Source organism: Synechococcus sp. BS55D (assembly GCF_004332415.1).
Classification (GTDB): domain Bacteria; phylum Cyanobacteriota; class Cyanobacteriia; order PCC-6307; family Cyanobiaceae; genus Synechococcus_C.
This window is the reverse complement of record NZ_PHQT01000002.1, coordinates 215,819-233,692: the sequence shown is the minus strand read 5'-3', so window position 1 is coordinate 233,692 and position 17,874 is coordinate 215,819. Positions and strand designations below refer to the sequence as shown.

The following is a 17,874-nucleotide window of genomic DNA, read 5'->3' as shown; positions in this document are numbered from 1 at the left end:
TCAAGGCTCGGGGGGATTGTCGAAGAGAAGCTCCTCGATGTAACGATCCGCCCACTCCGGACTGAAGGCCTTCTCGAGAACCCGCCGGGTCTTGTCGTTGCGCTTCTGTTGCAGGCAATAGGAGAGCTGACCCTGGTGACGTTGAATTGTAGGAAGCGCATCAGCGGCGTCGGGCTCGCCCTGCCTGATCGCTGTGGCCAGGATCTCGAGATAGCGATCCACAAGATCCACAAACCACCCTTCCTCCTCGGCATCGACGGGGCGGATGAAGCGAACGAATGGGGAGAAGATCGACCCCCAGGCCGGCAGCTCGCGCACCTGCTGGAACGGCGGCAACACCAGGTCCTCCAGCGGACTGTGCACCGAGTCCGGCAGATGAGCTGTCACCGGGGAGAGATCGACGATCGCTGCGGAGATCCCCGCGGGACTGGCGACGATATCGGCACCGAAGACGGGCAGGTCGTAGCGAGGATCTGGGAAAAACACGCAGTGCAGGATCTGGAGGCCAAGCCCAAGGCGAGCGGTCTCGAGATGCAACTTGCGCAGCCCTCGGCACTGATGCAGTTCGTTGCGGATGAACAGAGCCTCGCCGTCAAGCGTGGCGGTGATCGCCTCCAAATCGGGGTCGACCGCAAGGGGGGCAAGATCGGGCAGATCCTGACGACAGATCCGGATCCGATCGGCCAGGGCATCCACCAGGGGATGCATGGAGAGATCCGAATCGCTGATGGTCGTCGGCACAGGTGCGATGCAGCACAGAATGGGACTTTGACACGGGATCCTGAGCCACTCCACCCCCGGCCCTGAACTTCTGCATCAGACCCTGGCGAACGGCAGCCGCTGCGTGATCGCCCCCATGCCGGAGAGCACACTCACCTGTTTTGATTTCTGGTGTAAAGCCGGAAGTGCCAGCGAAACAACCGGTGAGGAAGGGATCGCCCATTTCCTGGAACACATGGTGTTCAAGGGCAGCCAACGGCTTGGGCCAGGGCAATTCGATCGACGCATCGAAGCGCTGGGTGGCAGCAGCAATGCCGCCACTGGATTCGACGATGTGCATTTCCATGCTCTCGTGCCTCCAGAAGCCGCTGCGGAGGGGCTCGACCTACTACTCGACTTGGTGCTGGAGCCGGCCCTTGAGGCAGACGCCTATGCCATGGAACGGGACGTGGTGCTGGAGGAGATCGCTCAATACCGGGACCAACCCGATGACCAGGTGATCCAGCAGCTGCTGACACGCTGCTGCCCAGATCAGGCCTACGGACGTCCGATTCTTGGCTGGGAAACCAGCCTGCTAGCCAGCACTCCAGCACTCATGCGCCGCTTCCACGAACGGCGCTACCAAGGCAGCAATTGCTGTCTGGCGGTAGCCGGTGCGCTTCCGGCAGGGCTTGAGAGCCGACTGACGGCTAGTGCCATGGCTGCACTGCCAAAAAAAGATGTCGAGGGCGGAGGAGTCCAAAGGACCACTCCCCTGCGTTTCAAGGCTGGGCACGCTGCCATCCAGGTGCCCAGGCTGGAGGCCGCGAGGGTGCTCATGGCCTGGCCGGCCGCCCCGGCTGAAGACCAGCTGGCCGTGATGGGAATGGACCTAGCCACAACGGTGCTGGCCGAGGGACGGCGCAGCCGCTTCGTGCAGCACCTGCGCGAGGAGCTGCAAATCGTGGAATCCATCGACATGGACCTGACCGTTTTGGAAGAGGGCAGCCTGGTCATGCTCGAGGCCTGCTGCCCGCCCGACTTGGTGGAGCGAGTGGAGCAGGAGGTGCAGATCGTGCTCGCTGCGGTAGCCGCAGAACCAATTCATGCGAACGAGCTGGAACGGGCGAGACAGCTCGTAGGTAACGGTCTGCGCTTCAGCCTGGAGGCACCTGGTGCTGTGGCCGGGATTGCCGGAGCGCAAACGCTTTGGGGACATTCAAAGTCGCTGCTTGAGCCGTTGATCCATCTGAATCACTGGGATCCTGAAACCCTGAGAACTTCGGTGTTCTCCCAGTTACAAACCGAACAGGCCTTCACGCTCGTGGCCCTGCCTGGTGATGAGGACTGATGCCCCTACCTGATCTGATTCTCGACCCCGTCAACACGCCCGGGGTGATGGCCGCCAAACTTTGGATCCGTCGCGGAAGCGGTGCGGATCCCGACGGCCAACGTGGAGCGCATCAACTGCTGGGCTCCAGCCTCACCAGAGGCTGTGGACCGCTTGATCACCTGGCATTGGCGGATCTGGTGGAGGGCTGCGGCGCAGGCCTGCGCTGCGATACCCATGAAGACGGCATGCTCATCAGCCTCAAGTGCCGTGACACCGACGCTGCGGAACTTCTGCCTGTGCTGGGCTGGATGCTCAGCGCCCCCCAACTCCGTCCCAAGCAGGTGAATCTGGAGCGGGAATTAAGCCTTCAAGCCCTACAGCGTCAGCGGGAGGACCCCTTTCACCTCGCCTACGACGGCTGGCGTCAGCTGGCCTATGGCACAGGTCCCTATGGACACGATCCCCTCGGGGTCAGCGACGAGTTGCAAGTCCTCGATGCACAAAGTCTGCGCCCCCTCGCCGAGCAGTTGACTTGCGATGGAAGCGTTCTCGCCCTCTCGGGAACGATTCCGACGGAACTGCTCAGCGGACTGGTGGATACGCCTGCTTTTCAGTCGCTCCAGACAGGCCAGGGGCTGAACCAGGCGGGGCCCGACCTGGACGAGCGGTGTGCGAATGAAACGTCCACACCTCAACCACAAGGAGCGATCAGCCTTCACCCTCTAGCCACCGAACAGGTGGTGATGATGCTGGGGCGGCCCACTCGCCCCCATGGTCATCCCGACGATCTAGCCCTGCGACTACTCCAGGCCCATCTAGGGGTTGGCATGTCAAGCCTGCTGTTCCGGCGCCTGCGGGAGGACCACGGCGTCGCTTACGACGTGGGAGTCCACCACCCCGCCCGTGCAGCCGCCGCCCCGTTCGTCCTGCACGCGTCCAGCAGTGTGGAACGGGCTCGGTTGAGCCTGCGGCTGCTTCATCAAAGCTGGCAGGAACTGGCTGAACGATTACTGAACGAGGAGGATCTCGAGCTAGCCCGCGCGAAATTCCGCGGACAACTCGCCCACGCCACCCAGACCACTGGGCAGAGAGCAGAGCGACGCGCCCAGCTGCGGGCCCTCGGTCTTGACGATGCGCACGATCAGAGAAGCCTGGAGCAACTCAAAGAGCTTGATGCCGAGGTGCTGCGGACAACCGCCGCCCGTTGTCTCCAGACGCCTTTGCTCAGCCTCTGCGGCCCCAAGGAGTCGCTCCAAACCCTCGCGAAGGACTGGCGCAAGCTGATCTGAAACGACGCAGCTCAGTCGGATGTTGCATCAAGCACCCGCAGATACTCGAGCGGGATCAGGAAGGTGCCTCTCCGAAAACGAACGGCAGCCATCTGCATTGGGCGCAGGCCCACGACATCCCCCAATTCCTCCGTTGTGACGAGGTCAGGTGGGCGAAGCATCGGCATGGGATCGGCCGTCTTCAGGTACGGCAGTGGTCGTACCAGCTGAACGCGGTCACCAATCGCGGCGGTCATGATCCCTGGGCAATGCTCCTCTCCTACTGCAGGATGGGTCGAGCTGACTTCTGCCCGTGCGGGCTTTGGCCACCTGGAGCGGCGCAACTGCCGGTCTGATGCTGATTCTCGTCGGCAGTTTAATGCCGGCGGCCGTTGTTCTGCCGCTCGTCCCCCCCCATGTGGTGTCTTTACCCAGCACCTGGCAGGTGCCGGCCCTGTTAGCTGTTGCCCTGATCTGCGGACCCAGGGCTGGAGTCATGGCCGCCGTCGCCTATCTGACCATCGGATTGTTCGACATGCCGGTGTTTCACGACGGTGGCGGGTTGGCCTATCTGCTGAATCCAGGTTTTGGGTATCTGGCTGGCTTCGTTCCCGCTGCCTGGCTCAGTGGTCGACTCGCCCAACAGCGAGGCATGAACAACCTGGGCCGCCTGACCCTTGCAGCGATTACCGGATTGCTCACGATTCAGATCTGCGGACTGCTCAATCTGTTGCTTGGCAGCTTGGTCGGGCGTTGGACTGAGCCGCTTCCCCAGCTCCTGTTCAGCTATTCCCTGGGCCCCCTTGGGGCGCAGATCCTTCTTTGCATCGCTGCGGCCCTGGTCGCGCGACTGATGCGCAAGCTTCTGGTCATCGAATGAATGGAGTTCCGATGATTCACGCGGGTGGCCAGCGACGCTTCAGACGGGTCTATTTGCTCCTGGCATTGCTGGTCGTGCTCGCTGATCAACTCAGCAAAGCCTGGGTGCGCGATCAGCTTTTGCCGGGCGTGGCCACGCCCTTGATCCCAGGGTTGCTGCAACTGCGCTGGGTGCGCAACAGCGGCGCCGCGTTCAGCCTGTTGACCGATGCGACGGTCCTGCTCGGGCTGCTCAGCCTGGTGGTGGCGATCGTCTTGCTCATCTGGATTTGGAAAGCACCTCGACTGGGAGCTTGGCAAGGCATAGCCCTAGCCCTGTTGCTCGGCGGGACCGTGGGCAACGGACTCGATCGCTGGCGGCTTGGTCATGTCACCGACTTCCTGGAACTGGTGCCGATCTCGTTTCCGATCTTCAATGGGGCCGATATCGCCATCAATCTTGCGGTCGCCTGCTTCGCCATCGACGCCCTCAGCCGACGCCATGATTCGGGACGAACCTGAACGCACAAGGTTGGCGATGCTGACCTTGCGACAGCCCAACCAGCCGGATCGCCAGCTGGTGCTCCATGGAGAGGCCTATCGGCTCGGCCGTGATGAGGGACTGGAGATCGCCGTAGAGCACCCGGCAGTCAGTCGTCAGCATGCCCTTCTGCGCCGCCGAGGCCGCCATTGGATGCTGATCGACCTGGAGTCCACCAATGGATTGTGGTGGAGAGGCCGACGGATCCGCGAGCTGGAACTACGGGACGGGGATCGCGTCAGCCTCGCGCCCGCCACGGAAGCCGGTGCCCCCACCCTTCACTTCCACAACCCTGCCGAACGAGGACTTCGGCGCGTCGAACAGTGGATCGCCCGAGGGCTGCTTCTCGCCCTCGGGGGTGGTGGCCTGGTTCTCAGTCTCGCGGCCCTGCAGGTTCCCGTCCGGGGGCGACTCGCGAGCGTGCAGGGACCGATCGCGATTTATGACCGCAACAACAAACCCCTGGATTCGGTTGATTCCAGCCGACACCGTGAGTTGCAGTCGATCGGATCCTTCTCCCCTGATCTGGTTCATGCGCTGCTGAGTAGCGAGGACAACCGCTTCTGGTGGCACCCGGGTGTTGACCCAGTGGGCACGCTCAGAGCCTTCGCCACCAATCTGACGGGGGGGCGCCTCATGGAAGGGGGCAGCAGCCTGACCCAGCAGCTGGCCCGCAGCCTCTACCCCGATCAGGTGGGGCAGGGAGACACCTTGGGGCGCAAATGGAGGGAGCTGTTGGTGGCTCTGCAGCTGGAGAGCCGATTCAGCAAAGGGGATTTGCTGCTCAGTTACCTCAACCGGGTCTACTTGGGGGTGGGCTGGGGCTTCGAGGACGCAGCCAGAACCTATTTCGGGAAGTCCGCCTCGCAACTCAGCCTGGAGGAATCGGCACTGTTGGTGGGGCTGCTTCCTTCACCGAATGGGCATGACCCCTGTCAGTACCCCCAGCGGGCGCTGGAAGCGAGAAACCGCGTGCTCAACAAGATGGCCGACGCTGGACGCTTGTCCCTCGATCAGGCTCGCCAAGCACGCCGGCGGCCGATTCAGCTGTCGAAATCTGCCTGCAGCCAACAATCCACGCGCCGCTCGGCACCCTTCTATACCGATCAGGTGCGTCGAGATCTCAGCGCCCTCGTGGGCCCTGAAGTCGCAGCGGAAGGAAATTTCCTGGTGGAAACACACCTCGACCCGCTGCTACAGGCGGTCTTGGAGCGACAACTGCAACGGCTGCTCAACGAAGCCCAGGGGCTCGGGGTCCGAGAGGGGGCTGCCGTGGTGATCGATCAGCGCAACGGGGGCGTGCTTGCCATCATGGGCGGCAAGGACTACCGCTTCAGTCAGTTCAACAGGGCGACCATGGCCCTGCGTCAGCCGGGGAGCACCTTCAAGCTGATGACCTACCTGGCGGCATTGCAACGGGGAATCAAAGCTGGAGATGCTGTTGACTGTGGCCCTCTGGACTGGGGCGGCCAACGCTTTGAGAGCACCTGTGGTGGTCAGCTCAGCCTCACAAGTGCCTTCGCCTCCAGCAGCAACACAGCCGCCCTGAGGCTGGCTCGGCGCGTGGGACTTGAACAGGTGGTGCGACAGGCCAGAGCCCTCGGAATCAACACCCCACTGGACCCAGTGCCCGGGCTGGCTCTGGGTCAGAGCGAAGTGCGACTGATCGATCTGACAGCCGCCTATGCAGCCGTGGCCAACGATGGGCTCTGGAACCCACCGACAACGATCCGCAGACTGCTGGATGCAGAAAGCTGTGCGGCCGAAAAGATCAAGCGCTGCGGCAGCCTCACCGGCACCGACAACACTCGGATGACCAGCGCCCGGCGCGCCCTGCGCAAGGACGTGGCCAAAAGCATGCAGGCCATGCTGCGGAGCGTTGTCCGGGCGGGAACTGGAACGGCGGCCTCCCTTGGAGGACAGGAAGGGGGCAAGACCGGCACCACGAATGACGGCCGGGACCTGCTGTTCATCGGCTATGAACCCAGCCGCCACTGGGTGCTGGGGATCTGGCTCGGAAACGATGACAACAGCCCCACGGCCAGCTCCAGTGCCCTGGCAGCCTCCCTCTGGGGAGACATCATGCGTGCAGCGGGACGTGGCAGCAAGGAGTCGCCTTGAAGCTTCGACAGTCGTGGATCCTGTGGGCCGTTGGTGGCCTGATCGCGCTCGTGGTGGCGGGGATGGTTTTGCAGGCCATCCGGAGCCTGCTTTGGGATCTCAGCTACCTGCTTCCAGCCTGGCTGATTGGACCCGTGCTGCTCATCGGCACGCTGCTGGTGGTGGCGGTGATCCTGCAGGTGGGATTGCCCTGGTGGCGCGCCTGGCGCCAAAGACAAGCTGGTTCAGGGCAGCATCGTGGACATGCGGGCTCCACCCCAGCACCACCCGACAGTCGCCGGCAAGCAGCTGAACAAAGCCTCGAAAGCATTGATCGACTGCTCGAGAAGCTTGAAGACGCCGTGGCACGGGAGGGACTTCGCCAGGAGCGTGAACGGGTCGAGCAGGAGCTCCAACGCGGCGACCTGACCGTGGTGGTCTTCGGCACAGGATCCAGCGGAAAGACCTCCCTGATCCGAGCGCTGCTGCAAGAGATGGTCGGAGAGGTGGGAGCAGCGATGGGGAGCACGAGCGAAACCCATCGCTACCGACTCCGCCTCAAAGGTTTAAAGCGGGGCCTGCAACTGGTGGACACACCAGGAATCCTCGAGAGTGGGCGCGATGGGCGGGAGCGGGAGATCGAGGCACGCCGTCAGGCCAGTCGTGCCGACCTGATGCTTGTGGTTGTGGATGGGGATCTGAGGGCGGCTGAGCTGGAGGTCACCCGCCATCTGGCAGGGCTAGGGAAGCGCCTCGTGCTGGTGCTCAACAAATGCGATCTTCGTGGCGAGGAGGAGGAGCGACGCCTGCTGATGCTGCTCAGGCAGCGCTGCGGTGATCTACTTGCCGCCGACGACGTTGTGCCTGCGAGCGCTTCACCGCAATCGGTCCCCCGACCGGGACAACAGCCTTGGCAACCTCCGGCGGAGGTGGAGCGTCTGCTGCGACGGTTGGCCAGCGTGCTCCATCAGGACGGTGAAGAACTGCTGGCCGACAACATCCTTCTGCAATGCAGGCATCTGGGGGAATCCGGACGACGCCTTCTCGATCAGCAGCGGATGCAGGAAGCACGACGTTGCGTGGATCGCTACAGCTGGATCAGTGGAGGCGTCGTGGCCGCCACACCTCTTCCAGGCATTGATCTGCTCGGCACGGCGGCGGTGAATGCCCAGATGGTGATGGAAATCGCTGGTGTCTACGGCGTTCAGCTCACTCGCAGCCGCGCCCAGGAACTGGCGGTATCCGTGGGGCGGACCCTCGCCGGCCTCGGGATTGTTAAAGGAGGAATGTCCTTGATTGGCACGGCCCTGAGCCTCAACCTGCCGACCCTGTTACTGGGTCGAGCCATCCAGGGCGTTGCCGCCGCCTGGCTGACGCGCATCGCTGGGGCCAGCTTCATGACCTACTTCCAACAGGATCAGGACTGGGGCGATGGTGGCGTGCAGGACGTGGTCCAACACCATTACGACCTCAACCGCCGGGAGACATCCCTGCAGCATTTTCTGGCCCAAGCGCTCCAGAGGGTGGTGGAGCCGCTGCAGCGTCGGGAGGCGAAGCAACTACCGCCGAGACCAGGGCCTCGGGCGGGGGAGGGCGCATGGGCCCCCGAGAATCGAGAACGGTGATCAACAACAGATAGATCACCCCGATTGCCACAGAGAGCGCACCGGTGACGATGGCGACCCAGCGACCGCGAGCCGGAGCCGGTGTTGACATCAAGGCACCTCCTGCACAGACCCGTTGAGCATGGCGGCCAGCTGCTCGAGGTGGGGGGCCTGGGTATGGGGATTACCCAGCACCGCCTTGAGGTGATGACAGCCCGCATACAGGGGTCTGGAGAGCATGAACTGGTGGTCAAGCAACATGGTCCTGGTGGAGGCCGACCAGGCATCCACCGCGTCATGGTCAGCGTGCATTGGCCGGCAGGCCAACAGATGGAGAGGCCCACTCAGCAGCTGAAGCCGCTCTGCATCGAGGTGATCGAGAAGGAATTGCTTGCGCTGCAGGGCCCCTTCCAACAGCTGCTCAATGCCCTGATCGCCCAGTTGGCGCAGCCCAAGCCAGAGCTTGAGGATTTCCGCTGGGCGCGATCCCTGCAAGCCCTGTTCGCCGCCGTGGGCTTCACCCCAGGGAGATTCCATATAGGGGAGGCCGGTGGCAAAGGTGCGGCTGAGCAACCCTCGATCAGCCACCAACAGCAACGAGGAGGTCTTGGTGATGCCCAGCAGTTTCTGAGGGTTGATCGTGATCGAATCCGCACGCTCCACTCCGCTGAGTAAAGCCGCAGTGGTCGGAGAAAGGCCATAGGCACCACCGATGGCTGCATCGACGTGAAGCCAAAGGTGATGTCGCGCGCAGAGATCCGCGAGGGCTTGCAGGGGATCCACCGCACCGCGCACGGTGGTGCCAGCGGTGGCGACAACCGCGAGGCAGGAACGTCCTTGCTGACGAAGCTTCAACAGCAAAGCCTCAAGGGCCTCCACCTGCAAGGCACCGCTGCCATCAACAGGAACGGTTTGAAGCGCATCGGCTCGGAGACCCATCACCCGCACGGCCTTGGCCAGAGACACGTGGGCATCCGCACTGGCAAGCACGACCGCATCGGCATCGGAGCCAAGACCGGCCTGCTGACGAGCCACCACAAGCGCCATCAGGTTGCTGAGGCTGCCGCCGCTAGCAGGAACGCCACCGGCCGACTCGGGCATGCCGAGACGATGGGCAACCCAGGTACAAAGCTGACGCTCGAGATTGCTGAGGCTGGGGGCCAGCTCTTCGGCCAGGAGATTGTTGTTGAGGCCGGCACAGACAAGATCAGCGGCGATCGAGGCCGTGAGCGGAGGTGGGTCCAGGTGGGCGAGAGCACCGGGATGGGAAGGGCGATAGGCGCCGTCCATCACCAGCTGCAGGTCATCCAGCAATTGCGTGAACGACCGGGGGCCCCCCTCAGGCTCAATGCAAGGGAGAACCGCAAGCGTGGGCAATGGCCCTCGTGCCTGAGCCTCCCCCAGCCAGCGACAGAGCTTGGCGGAGGTCAGATCAAGAAAGTCCTGCAGCTGCGGATCGAGCCCATCCGGTGAGGCGAATGGGGCAAGCGGCAGCGACGAATGAATCGCAGGGTTGCCAACCAAGGGCATCGCCAGATCAGGTGTCATTCTCCCTTGCGGTGGCACATTGAAGGTGGACGTGGCCTTGATGGCGCGTTGGAGAGGCAGCCGTGAGCGCACCACTGACATTGAATGAGCATCAGTGCCGACTGTGGATGGGACGCCTGCTGCGGCGCGCCAACAGGGTCGGCGACAGCGGTGAAGTACCTGTGGCAGCGCTCGTTCTGGATCGCCACGGCCGCTGCATTGGCTATGGCGTCAATCGGCGCGAACGCGATCAGGACCCCTTGGGCCATGCCGAGCTGGTGGCCCTGCAACAGGCCACCAGCATCAGGGGGGACTGGCGTTGCAACAGCTGCACCCTGCTTGTGACACTTGAGCCGTGCCCAATGTGTGCTGGAGCACTGGTTCAGGCCCGCATGGGGCAAGTGATCTTCGCCGCCAGGGATCCGAAGCGGGGGGCCATGGGGGGCACAATCGATCTCAGCAGCCATGAGAGCGCCCACCACCACATGCGAGTGATCGGGGGCGTTCTCGAGCGCGAAGCCAGCCAGATGCTGGAGTGCTGGTTCAGGCAGCGGCGGCGGCGGTCTGTTTGAAACGGGGCAATTCCGTTTCAAACAGATTGAGCAGACGATCGACGTTTTCGGGAGTGGAGTTGTAACCCATCAAGCCAATTCGCCAGATCTTGCCGGCCAACACACCTAATCCGCCACCCACCTCGATGCCGTGGTTGTTCAGGAGGTGCTGACTGAAAGCCTTGCCATCGACACCTTCAGGAATTCGCACGGTGGTGAGGGTGGGCAGGCGCAGCTCCAGGGGTGCATGCATGACCAAGCCGAGACCTTCAAGACCGGACCAGAGGGCCTCGGCATTGCGGCGATGGCGGGCCCAGGCCTGTTCAAGACCCTCTTCGGCAAGAAGCCGAAGTGCCTCGCGCATCCCAAAGTTCATGTTCACGGGCGCCGTGTGGTGATACACCCTGTCGCTTCCCCAGTACTGATTCAGCAGGGACACGTCGAGGTACCAATTGGGCACCGTGGTGGTGCGGGCCGAGAGCTTCTGTTCGGCCCGCGGTCCCATCGTGAAAGGACCAAGTCCGGGCGGACAACTCAGACCTTTCTGACTGCAGCTGTACGCGAGGTCGACTTTCCAGGCATCCAGATGCAGCGGAACTCCACCCAAGGAGGTGACCGTGTCGAGGAGCAGGAGGCAATGGTGCTTGCGGCAGAGATCCCCGACACCTTCCATGGGTTGGCAGATCCCTGTGGACGTTTCTGCATGAACCATCGCCAGAATCGCCGGGCGATGTTCGATCAGAGCGGCTTCGAGCTCATCGAGAGAGAACGCTTCTCCCCAGGGCTTCTCGATCACCCGGACATCGGCCTGGTAGCGGCCGGCCATATCAACAAGACGAAGGCCGAAATAACCCTTGACAGCCACCAGCACCCGATCGCCAGGCTCAACGGTGTTGGCCAGGGTGGCTTCCATGGCGGCACTACCAGTACCGCTCATCGGAAGGGTGAGCCGGTTGTCGGTTTGCCAGGCGTAGCGAAGCAATTCCTGTACTTCACCCATCAGCTCCACATAAAGCGGATCGAGATGACCGATCGGTGTGCGGGACAGGGCCTCCAGCACGGTCGGATGGGCATTGGAAGGGCCAGGACCAAGCAAGAGCCGATCTGGCGTTGCGATCGGAGCCAGATCTCGGCGATGGCTCGAATCAATCTGGAGATGGGAGGGCGCTATCGCCAAGGACTGACGGGAAAATCGTTGGCGAAAAGCCTACGCAGTCATCCCTCCATCAGGGGAGGAGATGAGGGAATGCAACGGCCTAACGCTGGCGAACGTCGGTGGCCGCCAGACCGGAGGCCATGTGCTCGAAGGGCTGACGCACCACTGGGCAGCGATCAAACTCCACCCCCTCAGCCACCAGTCGCTCACAAAGCACATCGCCCAAGAGAACAATGCTGCGAACCGTGGGTCCCGTCGGTACTCCGAGACTCTTGTACGTGTCGTCAAGACCGTTGAGCACCCGCTCATTCAGGATGGTGCTGTCTCCTGCCACCAGGGCGTAGCTGGCGTAGCGCAGGAAGTAATCCATGTCTCGCAGGCATGCTGCGAGACGCCGGGTGGTGTAAGCGTTGCCCCCAGGAAGCAGCAGCTCAGGGTCGTCAAGGAAGAGACGCTGACTGGCCTCTCGGACGATTTCAGCCGCCTCACGGTTGATCAGTTCGACAGCCTTGAGCCTGAGGGCTGATTCGGAGAGATAGCCATCGATGCTGTCCATGGCGGAGCGATCGAGATAACGACCGAGCTGGTCGTATCGACCGATCAACCCGGTGATGGCATCACGCATGGCTCAGGCTTGAACAGTGTCAAACTGGAAAGTAACACCAGCTTTCCCAGCAGAACGCTCTCTGCAGCAGCGTTATGGGCAAGTTGACAGAAACGGTTACTAACGGGGAGGAGTGGAACAGGCTCCACGGCCTTCATCAACGGGTTGATGCCGTGATGCGGTGAGCATTCAGAAAGCGCAGAGGGAGCCAAAAAGGAAGCCGTCCCAATGGATCAAGCCGTCCCAAGACGATCGAGGCGGCATCGGCGCGAAGCTAAAAATGTACCTATTGATACAAAACGAGTCCCAGGGGCTGACTACGGTCCGCCCTGACTATTGGCCCCCTGCCATCTTTTGCACCCATGGGCAAGACCGCACAGGACGTTCTCCGTCAGATCAAGGACGAAGGGATTGAGCTGATCGACCTCAAATTCACTGATCTTCACGGGAAGTGGCAACACCTGACCGTCTGCGCCGACATGGTGGACGAGGCGGCCTTCAGCGAAGGACTGGCGTTTGACGGATCCTCCATTCGCGGCTGGAAGGCGATCAATGCCTCCGATATGGCGATGGTTCCCGATCCCGCCACCGCCTGGATCGATCCCTTTTATCGCCACAAAACCCTGAGCCTGATCTGCTCGATTCAGGATCCGCGCACGGGGCAGGCCTATGACCGCTGCCCGCGCGCACTCGCTCAGAAAGCACTCGCCTATCTGGCTGGCACTGGCCTTGCTGACACGGCTTTCTTCGGACCTGAGCCTGAGTTCTTCCTGTTCGACGACGTTCGCTACAACTCCAGCGAGGGTGGCTGCTTCTACAGCGTCGACACCATCGAGGCCGGTTGGAACACAGGCCGCCTGGAGGAAGGCGGAAACCTGGCTTACAAAATTCAAACCAAAGAGGGCTACTTCCCTGTTGCCCCCAACGACACCGCCCAGGACATTCGTTCCGAGATGCTGCTGATGATGGGGCAGCTGGGTGTTCCGATCGAGAAGCACCACCACGAAGTGGCCGGCGCCGGTCAGCACGAGCTCGGCATGAAATTCGCCGAACTCATCCAGGCAGCCGACAACGTCATGACGTACAAGTACGTCGTGAGAAATGTCGCCAAGAAATACGGCAAGACAGCCACATTCATGCCCAAGCCAGTGTTTAACGACAACGGCAGCGGCATGCACGTCCACCAGAGCCTCTGGAAAGGTGGTCAGCCCCTTTTCTTCGGAGAGGGCACCTACGCCAACCTCTCCCAGACCGCCCGCTGGTACATCGGCGGCATCCTCAAGCACGCCCCCTCCTTCCTGGCCTTCACCAACCCGACCACCAACAGCTACAAGCGCCTGGTTCCCGGATTTGAAGCGCCCGTTAATCTGGTGTATTCGGAGGGCAACCGCTCAGCAGCGGTGCGCATCCCGCTCACCGGCCCAAGCCCCAAGGCCAAGCGCCTGGAATTCCGCTCCGGTGATGCCCTTGCCAATCCCTACCTCGCCTTCAGCGCGATGATGATGGCTGGCATTGACGGCATCAAAAACCAGATCGACCCTGGCGAAGGGGTGGACGTTGACCTGTTCGAACTTCCGGCCGATCAGCTCGCCAATATCGCCACGGTGCCGGCATCCCTCAACGGCGCCCTTGAAGCCCTCAACGCTGATAAGCACTACCTCATGGAAGGAGGTGTCTTCAGCGAAGACTTCATCAACAACTGGATCGATCTCAAATATGAGGAGGTGCAGCAATTGCGCCAGCGCCCTCATCCCCATGAGTTTGTGATGTACTACGACGCCTGATCAAAGGGAGTTGGTCAAAGGCAATAGGACGAACGGGGGGCTTTGCCCCCCGTTTTTTTGGGTTCAGCGATGCCTCAACTGGGCCAAAGCGCTGTCATGGAGATGCCGACAATGATCCTGGCGTCGAGACCATGCCCTCTGCTGCGCGATCGCATTGCGCTGATCAAGGGCATCGGGATGGGTCTCGATCTGGGCGAGCCCTGCCTCACGCCGACGACGTTCATGGGCATGGTGATCTGACCAGGAGACAAATTCGACGGCCGCACGACGGCGACGATCGAGAACGTTGACCGAATGAACATCAGACATTGCAAATCTCCTCTTTCACTGAACTCAGTCTGTAGCAACCGCTACAGAATCTCGCATTACTACACGAATCTTTCCAGCCAATTGATCAGCCAGGCACGAAAGCCACAGAGAGGGCGGTCAGTGAGCTGGAATGGACAACCTTTGGCCCGCAGGCACCCTCGATGGCGACGCCCAGCATCACCGAGATCGCCTACCGCACCCTTCAACAGAGCCGCAGCATCGCCGGCCTGGCTCACAAGGAATTCAGCACCAGGCTGATGGAATGGGTCGCGCCGGACGCCGTACCAAGCACGGAAACCGTGCCAGAGGCAATGTTCATGGAGCTGCGTCGCTCCCTCGCCTCCCTGGAGGACACCGACTGGCAGGAGGCCGAATCCGGGCTCTATCCCAAACGTCAGCTGTTCGACCAGCCCTGGATCGACTGGGCGGCCCGCTACCCCCGTCTCTGGCTGGACCTTCCCTCCACCTGGATGCGTCGCCAAAAGAGAAATGTCCGCGACCTCCCGGATGAGGCAAGCGAAACGCTCTACCCCGACTACTACCTACAGAACTTCCACCATCAAACCGACGGTTACCTGAGTGATCACTCCGCGGAGCTCTATGACCTCCAAGTGGACATCCTGTTCAATGGCGCAGCCGATGCGATGCGCAGGCGTGTCCTGGCACCTCTCCTCCGCGGTCTGCGTCGCTTTGAGGACCGCCCTGCAGCCAGCCTCAGGGTCCTCGATGTGGCCACGGGAACGGGTAGAACCCTGCATCAGATCCGTGCAGCCCTGCCTGAAGCGACTCTGACTGGCATCGACCTCTCGGAGGCGTATCTGAGGCAGGCCAACCGATGGCTCAACCAGGGGCGCCAAGGTCTGGTGCAACTCCTGAAGGGCAATGGCGAACAGCTTCCCTTCGCAGATGGAAGCATGCAGGCCGTCACCTGCGTGTTTCTGCTCCACGAGCTACCAGCCCAAGCCAGACAGGCTGTGTTGGAGGAGTGCTATCGCGTCCTGGAACCCGGTGGTGTTCTGGTGCTGGCCGATTCGATTCAGTTGGCCGACTCACCGCAGTTCAGCGTGGCGATGGAAAACTTCCGCCGCGCTTTCCACGAGCCTTATTACGCCGATTACATCCGTGATGACATCGAAGCGCGTCTCAGCCAAGCCGGCTTCCGTGGCATCACCGGCGAGTCTCACTTCATGGCAAGGGTCTGGTCGGCCAGCAAAGGGGCATAGGCATTCCCTGACATGTGCGCTTGCGCACGGAGTCGCGCCCCATAGGGTGCCCCTAACCCTCGTGGGGTCCATGTCCAATCCTTTCCGTCTGCGCTGGCTTCAGGGCTGGACCTTCCAGCTCGTTCTGATGGAAGGGAAGGTTCAGGTGGAAGCCCATGGCTTTGGCATCTGTCTCAGGACAGCTCTGTTTCCGGGCGAGAGCCCCCAGGCAGCTGCCGACAGGCTCGTGCTTGCCGAGGACAAGCGCAGGCGCGCCCTGCATCAAGCTTGGATCCGCGGTCAGGACCTCACGCGCAGTGCCACGGACGAGGCCCCAGCTCTGGAAGAGGCGCGTCAGGAGGCACCCGGGTCCCTAGTGGTGGTCCACCCCCAACCCCTAGCAGCCTGACAGCCTGGCAGCTTGAGAGGCGCCACTTAAAGGCGAGCCAGTAGCCAACCCAGCAGCAATCCCGGACCACCCCAGCGCATCGCTCTCCAGAACCACCATCCCGACGGTGCTGGCCTGAAGACCTCGTGACTCGGCTGACCCTCAAGAACCTGACGCATCAGGGCAGAGCGCTGACGCCAGCGCAAACGCTGATGACGTCCCAGACGTTGTGAAGGGCGCATCATCAGTTGGCGTTCCAGCGTCAACCAGAAGGCCAGACGCTTCAGGGAGCCGGAGGGCGTCCGGAGACAGTTCCTTCGTGCGTGACGGTTTCGACGGGGGCAGAGGCCTCGGGCGGATGTCATGCCTTCGCGCGCACGCTGCTAGCGCCAGGATAGAAACAGCTTTGCCCACCGCCATGGCCACCCGCAGCCCAGCCCCCTGGCCTGATGAAGCACCGCCTCTCGCCCAGGAACTGCATGGCCAATTGCGACTGGATGATCGCGACTGGCACCGATTGAAAAGCAACGCCGATCGTCGTGCTGCTGAACTGCTCTCAGGAGCACTGGTGCAACTTCTTCAGGGCGGGGAGAGGGCCGATGTGGAGGCTCTGATCAACCAGGGACTGCTCTGGCTCAGGCGGGAACTGAAGGACCCAGGCTGTCCCCAGCACCGCTGACCACGGGAGCAGGCGTTTGATAGCGCCTGCAGGCCAGCTGAAGGCGATTGCCGCGCCGGCTCCAGCGCACGTCATCGAAACACTGATGAATCAGAAACAGGCCTCGCCCCTGATTGGCGTCCAGACGATCGGGAAGGGAAGCGGAACGGGCCTGAGGCGGTAGCCCAATCCCTTCATCCTGGATCTGCCAGATCAACCAGTTGGGCGTGAGGATGCGGCGCACACGCAAACATTTGGATGGATCGCCTGCGTTGCCGTGGCGCACAGCATTAACGAGAGCCTCCTGAAGACCCAGCTGAAGGCGACAGCAGGTGTCAGGACAGGAGACAGGCTCTAACAAGATCTCCAGCAGTGGGCTGAGCTGGAGTGTCGAGGGAAGGATGAAGTCGGCCCAGCGGAACACAGGAGCGGCACCGATGGACTGCAACAACAACTGCAGCGGATCGACGGACCTATGCCCGGATGCCATCGGAAACGCTGCACTCTTTTTCGACCATACCGGGATGCGGGAGGGTTGCCACTACCGGCTTGCAGTGGAGCGACGGGCCTGCAGAGATGGGTGGTCAAGCAGGGCGTCCATCAGACGCACGCCGCGGAGTTGATTAATCAGGGGCATGTGACCTTCTGGAGCATCCATGGCCCACTGAAAAGCGCCCGGATAACGCGTCCAAACTCCCTCATGCTTCCAGCCAATCCGTGGCCAGAGCCGTTCGTAGCGACCATCAAGACCAGCGAGCAGCCTGGCCTGAACACTGAAGCCGAAACGCCCCTGGGAATAGGCCATCCAAAGCCGGTCAAGGGTGGCGAGATCCAGCCCCTCCATCGCCGGGACTTCACTGAAATAAACGTAACCACGCCGTTCAGCCTGGGGGCCGGCAAGGCTGCGAAGCGCCGCACTGGTGAAGCGATCCGCCTCTTCGAACCGTTCAGCGAGCAAATCACGCTGCAGGGGGCCGTAGTCGATGCCCGCTGCTGAAGACGCCTCAAACCAACCATCCCGGCTTCCGATGAGGGCCGGGAGCGCCTGAGGTTGATGACGCTGGAACACCTGCAGTAACCAGCCAGCCTCCCAGGCATCCCCCTTGGGATCGAACGGAGCGAGGGCCGCGGAACCCAGAGCCGCCAACTCAGCAGCCCTCGATTCAATCGTTGGGATCAAAGCGCGCCGCTGACGGGTCGACCCTGTGGAGAAACGCTCCAGCAGTTGGTCTACGGGCAGGCTTGTGGTGGAAGGAGAACCGGAAAGCATGGATCAGGGCCGGCTCTGACAG

At 62.1% G+C, this 17,874-nt stretch carries 20 protein-coding genes; 11 read left to right on the top strand and 9 right to left on the bottom strand.

The window, feature by feature from the left end:
- Complete coding sequence (locus tag CWE16_RS04835; protein ID WP_131593433.1) at nt 1–795, bottom strand: phycocyanobilin:ferredoxin oxidoreductase; 795 nt, start codon at nt 793–795, stop codon at nt 1–3.
- A gap of 61 nt (nt 796–856) precedes the next feature.
- On the opposite strand from CWE16_RS04835, the gene CWE16_RS04830 reads away from it, so the two are divergent.
- Together CWE16_RS04830 and CWE16_RS04825 are read left to right on the top strand one after the other, a co-directional pair.
- The gene (locus tag CWE16_RS04830) at nt 857–2,050 is read left to right on the top strand and encodes a M16 family metallopeptidase (protein ID WP_131593431.1); all 1,194 of its coding nucleotides are present in this window, start codon (nt 857–859) and stop codon (nt 2,048–2,050) included.
- Nucleotides 2,050–3,321, top strand: coding sequence for a M16 family metallopeptidase (locus CWE16_RS04825; protein ID WP_131593429.1), 1,272 nt, complete (start codon nt 2,050–2,052; stop codon nt 3,319–3,321). Before CWE16_RS04830 ends, CWE16_RS04825 begins: the two co-directional genes overlap by 1 nt.
- A gap of 11 nt (nt 3,322–3,332) precedes the next feature.
- Here the strand turns inward: CWE16_RS04825 and CWE16_RS04820 are convergent, their stop codons facing one another.
- A complete protein-coding gene (locus CWE16_RS04820; protein ID WP_131455417.1) occupies nt 3,333–3,557 on the bottom strand; it encodes an NAD(P)H dehydrogenase assembly family protein in 225 nt (74 codons plus the stop codon).
- Nucleotides 3,558–3,613: 56 nt separating this feature from the next.
- On the opposite strand from CWE16_RS04820, the gene CWE16_RS04815 reads away from it, so the two are divergent.
- Genes CWE16_RS04815 through CWE16_RS04800 form a run of 4 tightly spaced genes read left to right on the top strand, consistent with a single transcriptional unit; the run spans nt 3,614 to nt 8,424 of the window.
- The gene (locus CWE16_RS04815; protein WP_131593427.1) at nt 3,614–4,180 is read left to right on the top strand and encodes a biotin transporter BioY; all 567 of its coding nucleotides are present in this window, start codon (nt 3,614–3,616) and stop codon (nt 4,178–4,180) included.
- An 11-nt stretch (nt 4,181–4,191) separates the two neighbouring features.
- The gene (gene lspA / locus CWE16_RS04810; protein WP_131594063.1) at nt 4,192–4,680 is read left to right on the top strand and encodes a signal peptidase II; all 489 of its coding nucleotides are present in this window, start codon (nt 4,192–4,194) and stop codon (nt 4,678–4,680) included.
- 16 nt (nt 4,681–4,696) lie between these two features.
- On the top strand, nt 4,697–6,820 hold the full coding sequence (locus CWE16_RS04805; RefSeq protein WP_236629577.1) for a transglycosylase domain-containing protein: 2,124 nt from the start codon (nt 4,697–4,699) through the stop codon (nt 6,818–6,820).
- Nucleotides 6,817–8,424 carry a DUF697 domain-containing protein gene (locus CWE16_RS04800; protein ID WP_236629576.1) on the top strand — a complete coding sequence of 536 codons (1,608 nt, stop codon included), beginning with the start codon at nt 6,817–6,819 and terminating at the stop codon, nt 8,422–8,424. Before CWE16_RS04805 ends, CWE16_RS04800 begins: the two co-directional genes overlap by 4 nt.
- Before the next feature lie 90 nt (nt 8,425–8,514).
- Here the strand turns inward: CWE16_RS04800 and CWE16_RS04795 are convergent, their stop codons facing one another.
- A complete protein-coding gene (locus CWE16_RS04795; RefSeq protein ID WP_131593423.1) occupies nt 8,515–9,951 on the bottom strand; it encodes a pyridoxal phosphate-dependent decarboxylase family protein in 1,437 nt (478 codons plus the stop codon).
- Between the two features lie 107 nt (nt 9,952–10,058).
- Between CWE16_RS04795 and CWE16_RS04790 the strand changes: the two genes are divergently transcribed.
- Nucleotides 10,059–10,502 (top strand): nucleoside deaminase, encoded by a 444-nt coding sequence (locus CWE16_RS04790; protein WP_131593421.1) that lies wholly within the window; start codon nt 10,059–10,061, stop codon nt 10,500–10,502.
- Here the strand turns inward: CWE16_RS04790 and CWE16_RS04785 are convergent.
- Nucleotides 10,474–11,658, bottom strand: coding sequence for a pyridoxal-phosphate-dependent aminotransferase family protein (locus tag CWE16_RS04785; RefSeq protein WP_131593419.1), 1,185 nt, complete (start codon nt 11,656–11,658; stop codon nt 10,474–10,476). The two genes, CWE16_RS04790 and CWE16_RS04785, sit on opposite strands and share 29 nt — an antisense overlap.
- Nucleotides 11,659–11,737: 79 nt before the next feature.
- Nucleotides 11,738–12,262: an allophycocyanin subunit beta gene (locus CWE16_RS04780; protein ID WP_131593417.1), complete on the bottom strand. Its 525-nt coding sequence runs from the start codon at nt 12,260–12,262 to the stop codon at nt 11,738–11,740.
- 341 nt (nt 12,263–12,603) lie between these two features.
- Between CWE16_RS04780 and glnA the strand changes: the two genes are divergently transcribed.
- Nucleotides 12,604–14,025, top strand: a complete 1,422-nt coding sequence (gene glnA, locus CWE16_RS04775; protein WP_131593415.1) for a type I glutamate--ammonia ligase — start codon at nt 12,604–12,606, stop codon at nt 14,023–14,025.
- 63 nt (nt 14,026–14,088) lie between these two features.
- Here glnA and CWE16_RS04770 read toward each other — a convergent pair whose 3' ends face one another.
- Nucleotides 14,089–14,334 carry a hypothetical protein gene (locus tag CWE16_RS04770; RefSeq protein ID WP_131593413.1) on the bottom strand — a complete coding sequence of 82 codons (246 nt, stop codon included), beginning with the start codon at nt 14,332–14,334 and terminating at the stop codon, nt 14,089–14,091.
- A gap of 161 nt (nt 14,335–14,495) precedes the next feature.
- On the opposite strand from CWE16_RS04770, the gene CWE16_RS04765 reads away from it, so the two are divergent.
- Together CWE16_RS04765 and CWE16_RS04760 are read left to right on the top strand one after the other, a co-directional pair.
- Nucleotides 14,496–15,557: a class I SAM-dependent methyltransferase gene (locus CWE16_RS04765; RefSeq protein ID WP_131593411.1), complete on the top strand. Its 1,062-nt coding sequence runs from the start codon at nt 14,496–14,498 to the stop codon at nt 15,555–15,557.
- A gap of 70 nt (nt 15,558–15,627) precedes the next feature.
- Nucleotides 15,628–15,945, top strand: coding sequence for a copper-binding protein (locus tag CWE16_RS04760; RefSeq protein WP_131593409.1), 318 nt, complete (start codon nt 15,628–15,630; stop codon nt 15,943–15,945).
- Between the two features lie 26 nt (nt 15,946–15,971).
- Here the strand turns inward: CWE16_RS04760 and CWE16_RS12000 are convergent, their stop codons facing one another.
- Complete coding sequence (locus CWE16_RS12000) at nt 15,972–16,289, bottom strand: hypothetical protein (RefSeq protein ID WP_161567570.1); 318 nt, start codon at nt 16,287–16,289, stop codon at nt 15,972–15,974.
- Nucleotides 16,290–16,342: 53 nt separating this feature from the next.
- On the opposite strand from CWE16_RS12000, the gene CWE16_RS04750 reads away from it, so the two are divergent.
- A complete protein-coding gene (locus CWE16_RS04750; RefSeq protein ID WP_131455428.1) occupies nt 16,343–16,603 on the top strand; it encodes a DUF6439 family protein in 261 nt (86 codons plus the stop codon).
- On the opposite strand, the gene CWE16_RS04745 is transcribed toward CWE16_RS04750, so the two are convergent.
- Both CWE16_RS04745 and CWE16_RS04740 read right to left on the bottom strand, forming a co-directional pair.
- Complete coding sequence (locus CWE16_RS04745) at nt 16,560–17,072, bottom strand: ATP-binding protein (protein WP_131455429.1); 513 nt, start codon at nt 17,070–17,072, stop codon at nt 16,560–16,562. The two genes, CWE16_RS04750 and CWE16_RS04745, sit on opposite strands and share 44 nt — an antisense overlap.
- A 51-nt stretch (nt 17,073–17,123) precedes the next feature.
- Entirely contained in the window at nt 17,124–17,852 is a 729-nt protein-coding gene (locus CWE16_RS04740) for a GUN4 domain-containing protein (RefSeq protein WP_131455430.1), read from the bottom strand.
- Nucleotides 17,853–17,874: the final 22 nt, after the last annotated feature.

Coding starts and splice junctions, on each gene's coding strand:
- CWE16_RS04740 (WP_131455430.1), bottom strand. CDS start 17,852: ATGCTTTCCGGTTCTCCTTCCACCACAAGCCTGCCCGTAGACCAACTG.
- CWE16_RS12000 (WP_161567570.1), bottom strand. CDS start 16,289: ATGACATCCGCCCGAGGCCTCTGCCCCCGTCGAAACCGTCACGCACGA.
- CWE16_RS04765 (WP_131593411.1), top strand. CDS start 14,496: ATGGCGACGCCCAGCATCACCGAGATCGCCTACCGCACCCTTCAACAG.
- lspA (WP_131594063.1), top strand. CDS start 4,192: ATGATTCACGCGGGTGGCCAGCGACGCTTCAGACGGGTCTATTTGCTC.
- CWE16_RS04745 (WP_131455429.1), bottom strand. CDS start 17,072: ATGGCATCCGGGCATAGGTCCGTCGATCCGCTGCAGTTGTTGTTGCAG.
- CWE16_RS04790 (WP_131593421.1), top strand. CDS start 10,059: ATGGGACGCCTGCTGCGGCGCGCCAACAGGGTCGGCGACAGCGGTGAA.
- CWE16_RS04820 (WP_131455417.1), bottom strand. CDS start 3,557: ATGACCGCCGCGATTGGTGACCGCGTTCAGCTGGTACGACCACTGCCG.
- glnA (WP_131593415.1), top strand. CDS start 12,604: ATGGGCAAGACCGCACAGGACGTTCTCCGTCAGATCAAGGACGAAGGG.
- CWE16_RS04770 (WP_131593413.1), bottom strand. CDS start 14,334: ATGTCTGATGTTCATTCGGTCAACGTTCTCGATCGTCGCCGTCGTGCG.
- CWE16_RS04750 (WP_131455428.1), top strand. CDS start 16,343: ATGGCCACCCGCAGCCCAGCCCCCTGGCCTGATGAAGCACCGCCTCTC.
- CWE16_RS04805 (WP_236629577.1), top strand. CDS start 4,697: ATGCTGACCTTGCGACAGCCCAACCAGCCGGATCGCCAGCTGGTGCTC.
- CWE16_RS04795 (WP_131593423.1), bottom strand. CDS start 9,951: ATGACACCTGATCTGGCGATGCCCTTGGTTGGCAACCCTGCGATTCAT.
- CWE16_RS04780 (WP_131593417.1), bottom strand. CDS start 12,262: ATGCGTGATGCCATCACCGGGTTGATCGGTCGATACGACCAGCTCGGT.
- CWE16_RS04760 (WP_131593409.1), top strand. CDS start 15,628: ATGTCCAATCCTTTCCGTCTGCGCTGGCTTCAGGGCTGGACCTTCCAG.
- CWE16_RS04830 (WP_131593431.1), top strand. CDS start 857: ATGCCGGAGAGCACACTCACCTGTTTTGATTTCTGGTGTAAAGCCGGA.
- CWE16_RS04825 (WP_131593429.1), top strand. CDS start 2,050: ATGCCCCTACCTGATCTGATTCTCGACCCCGTCAACACGCCCGGGGTG.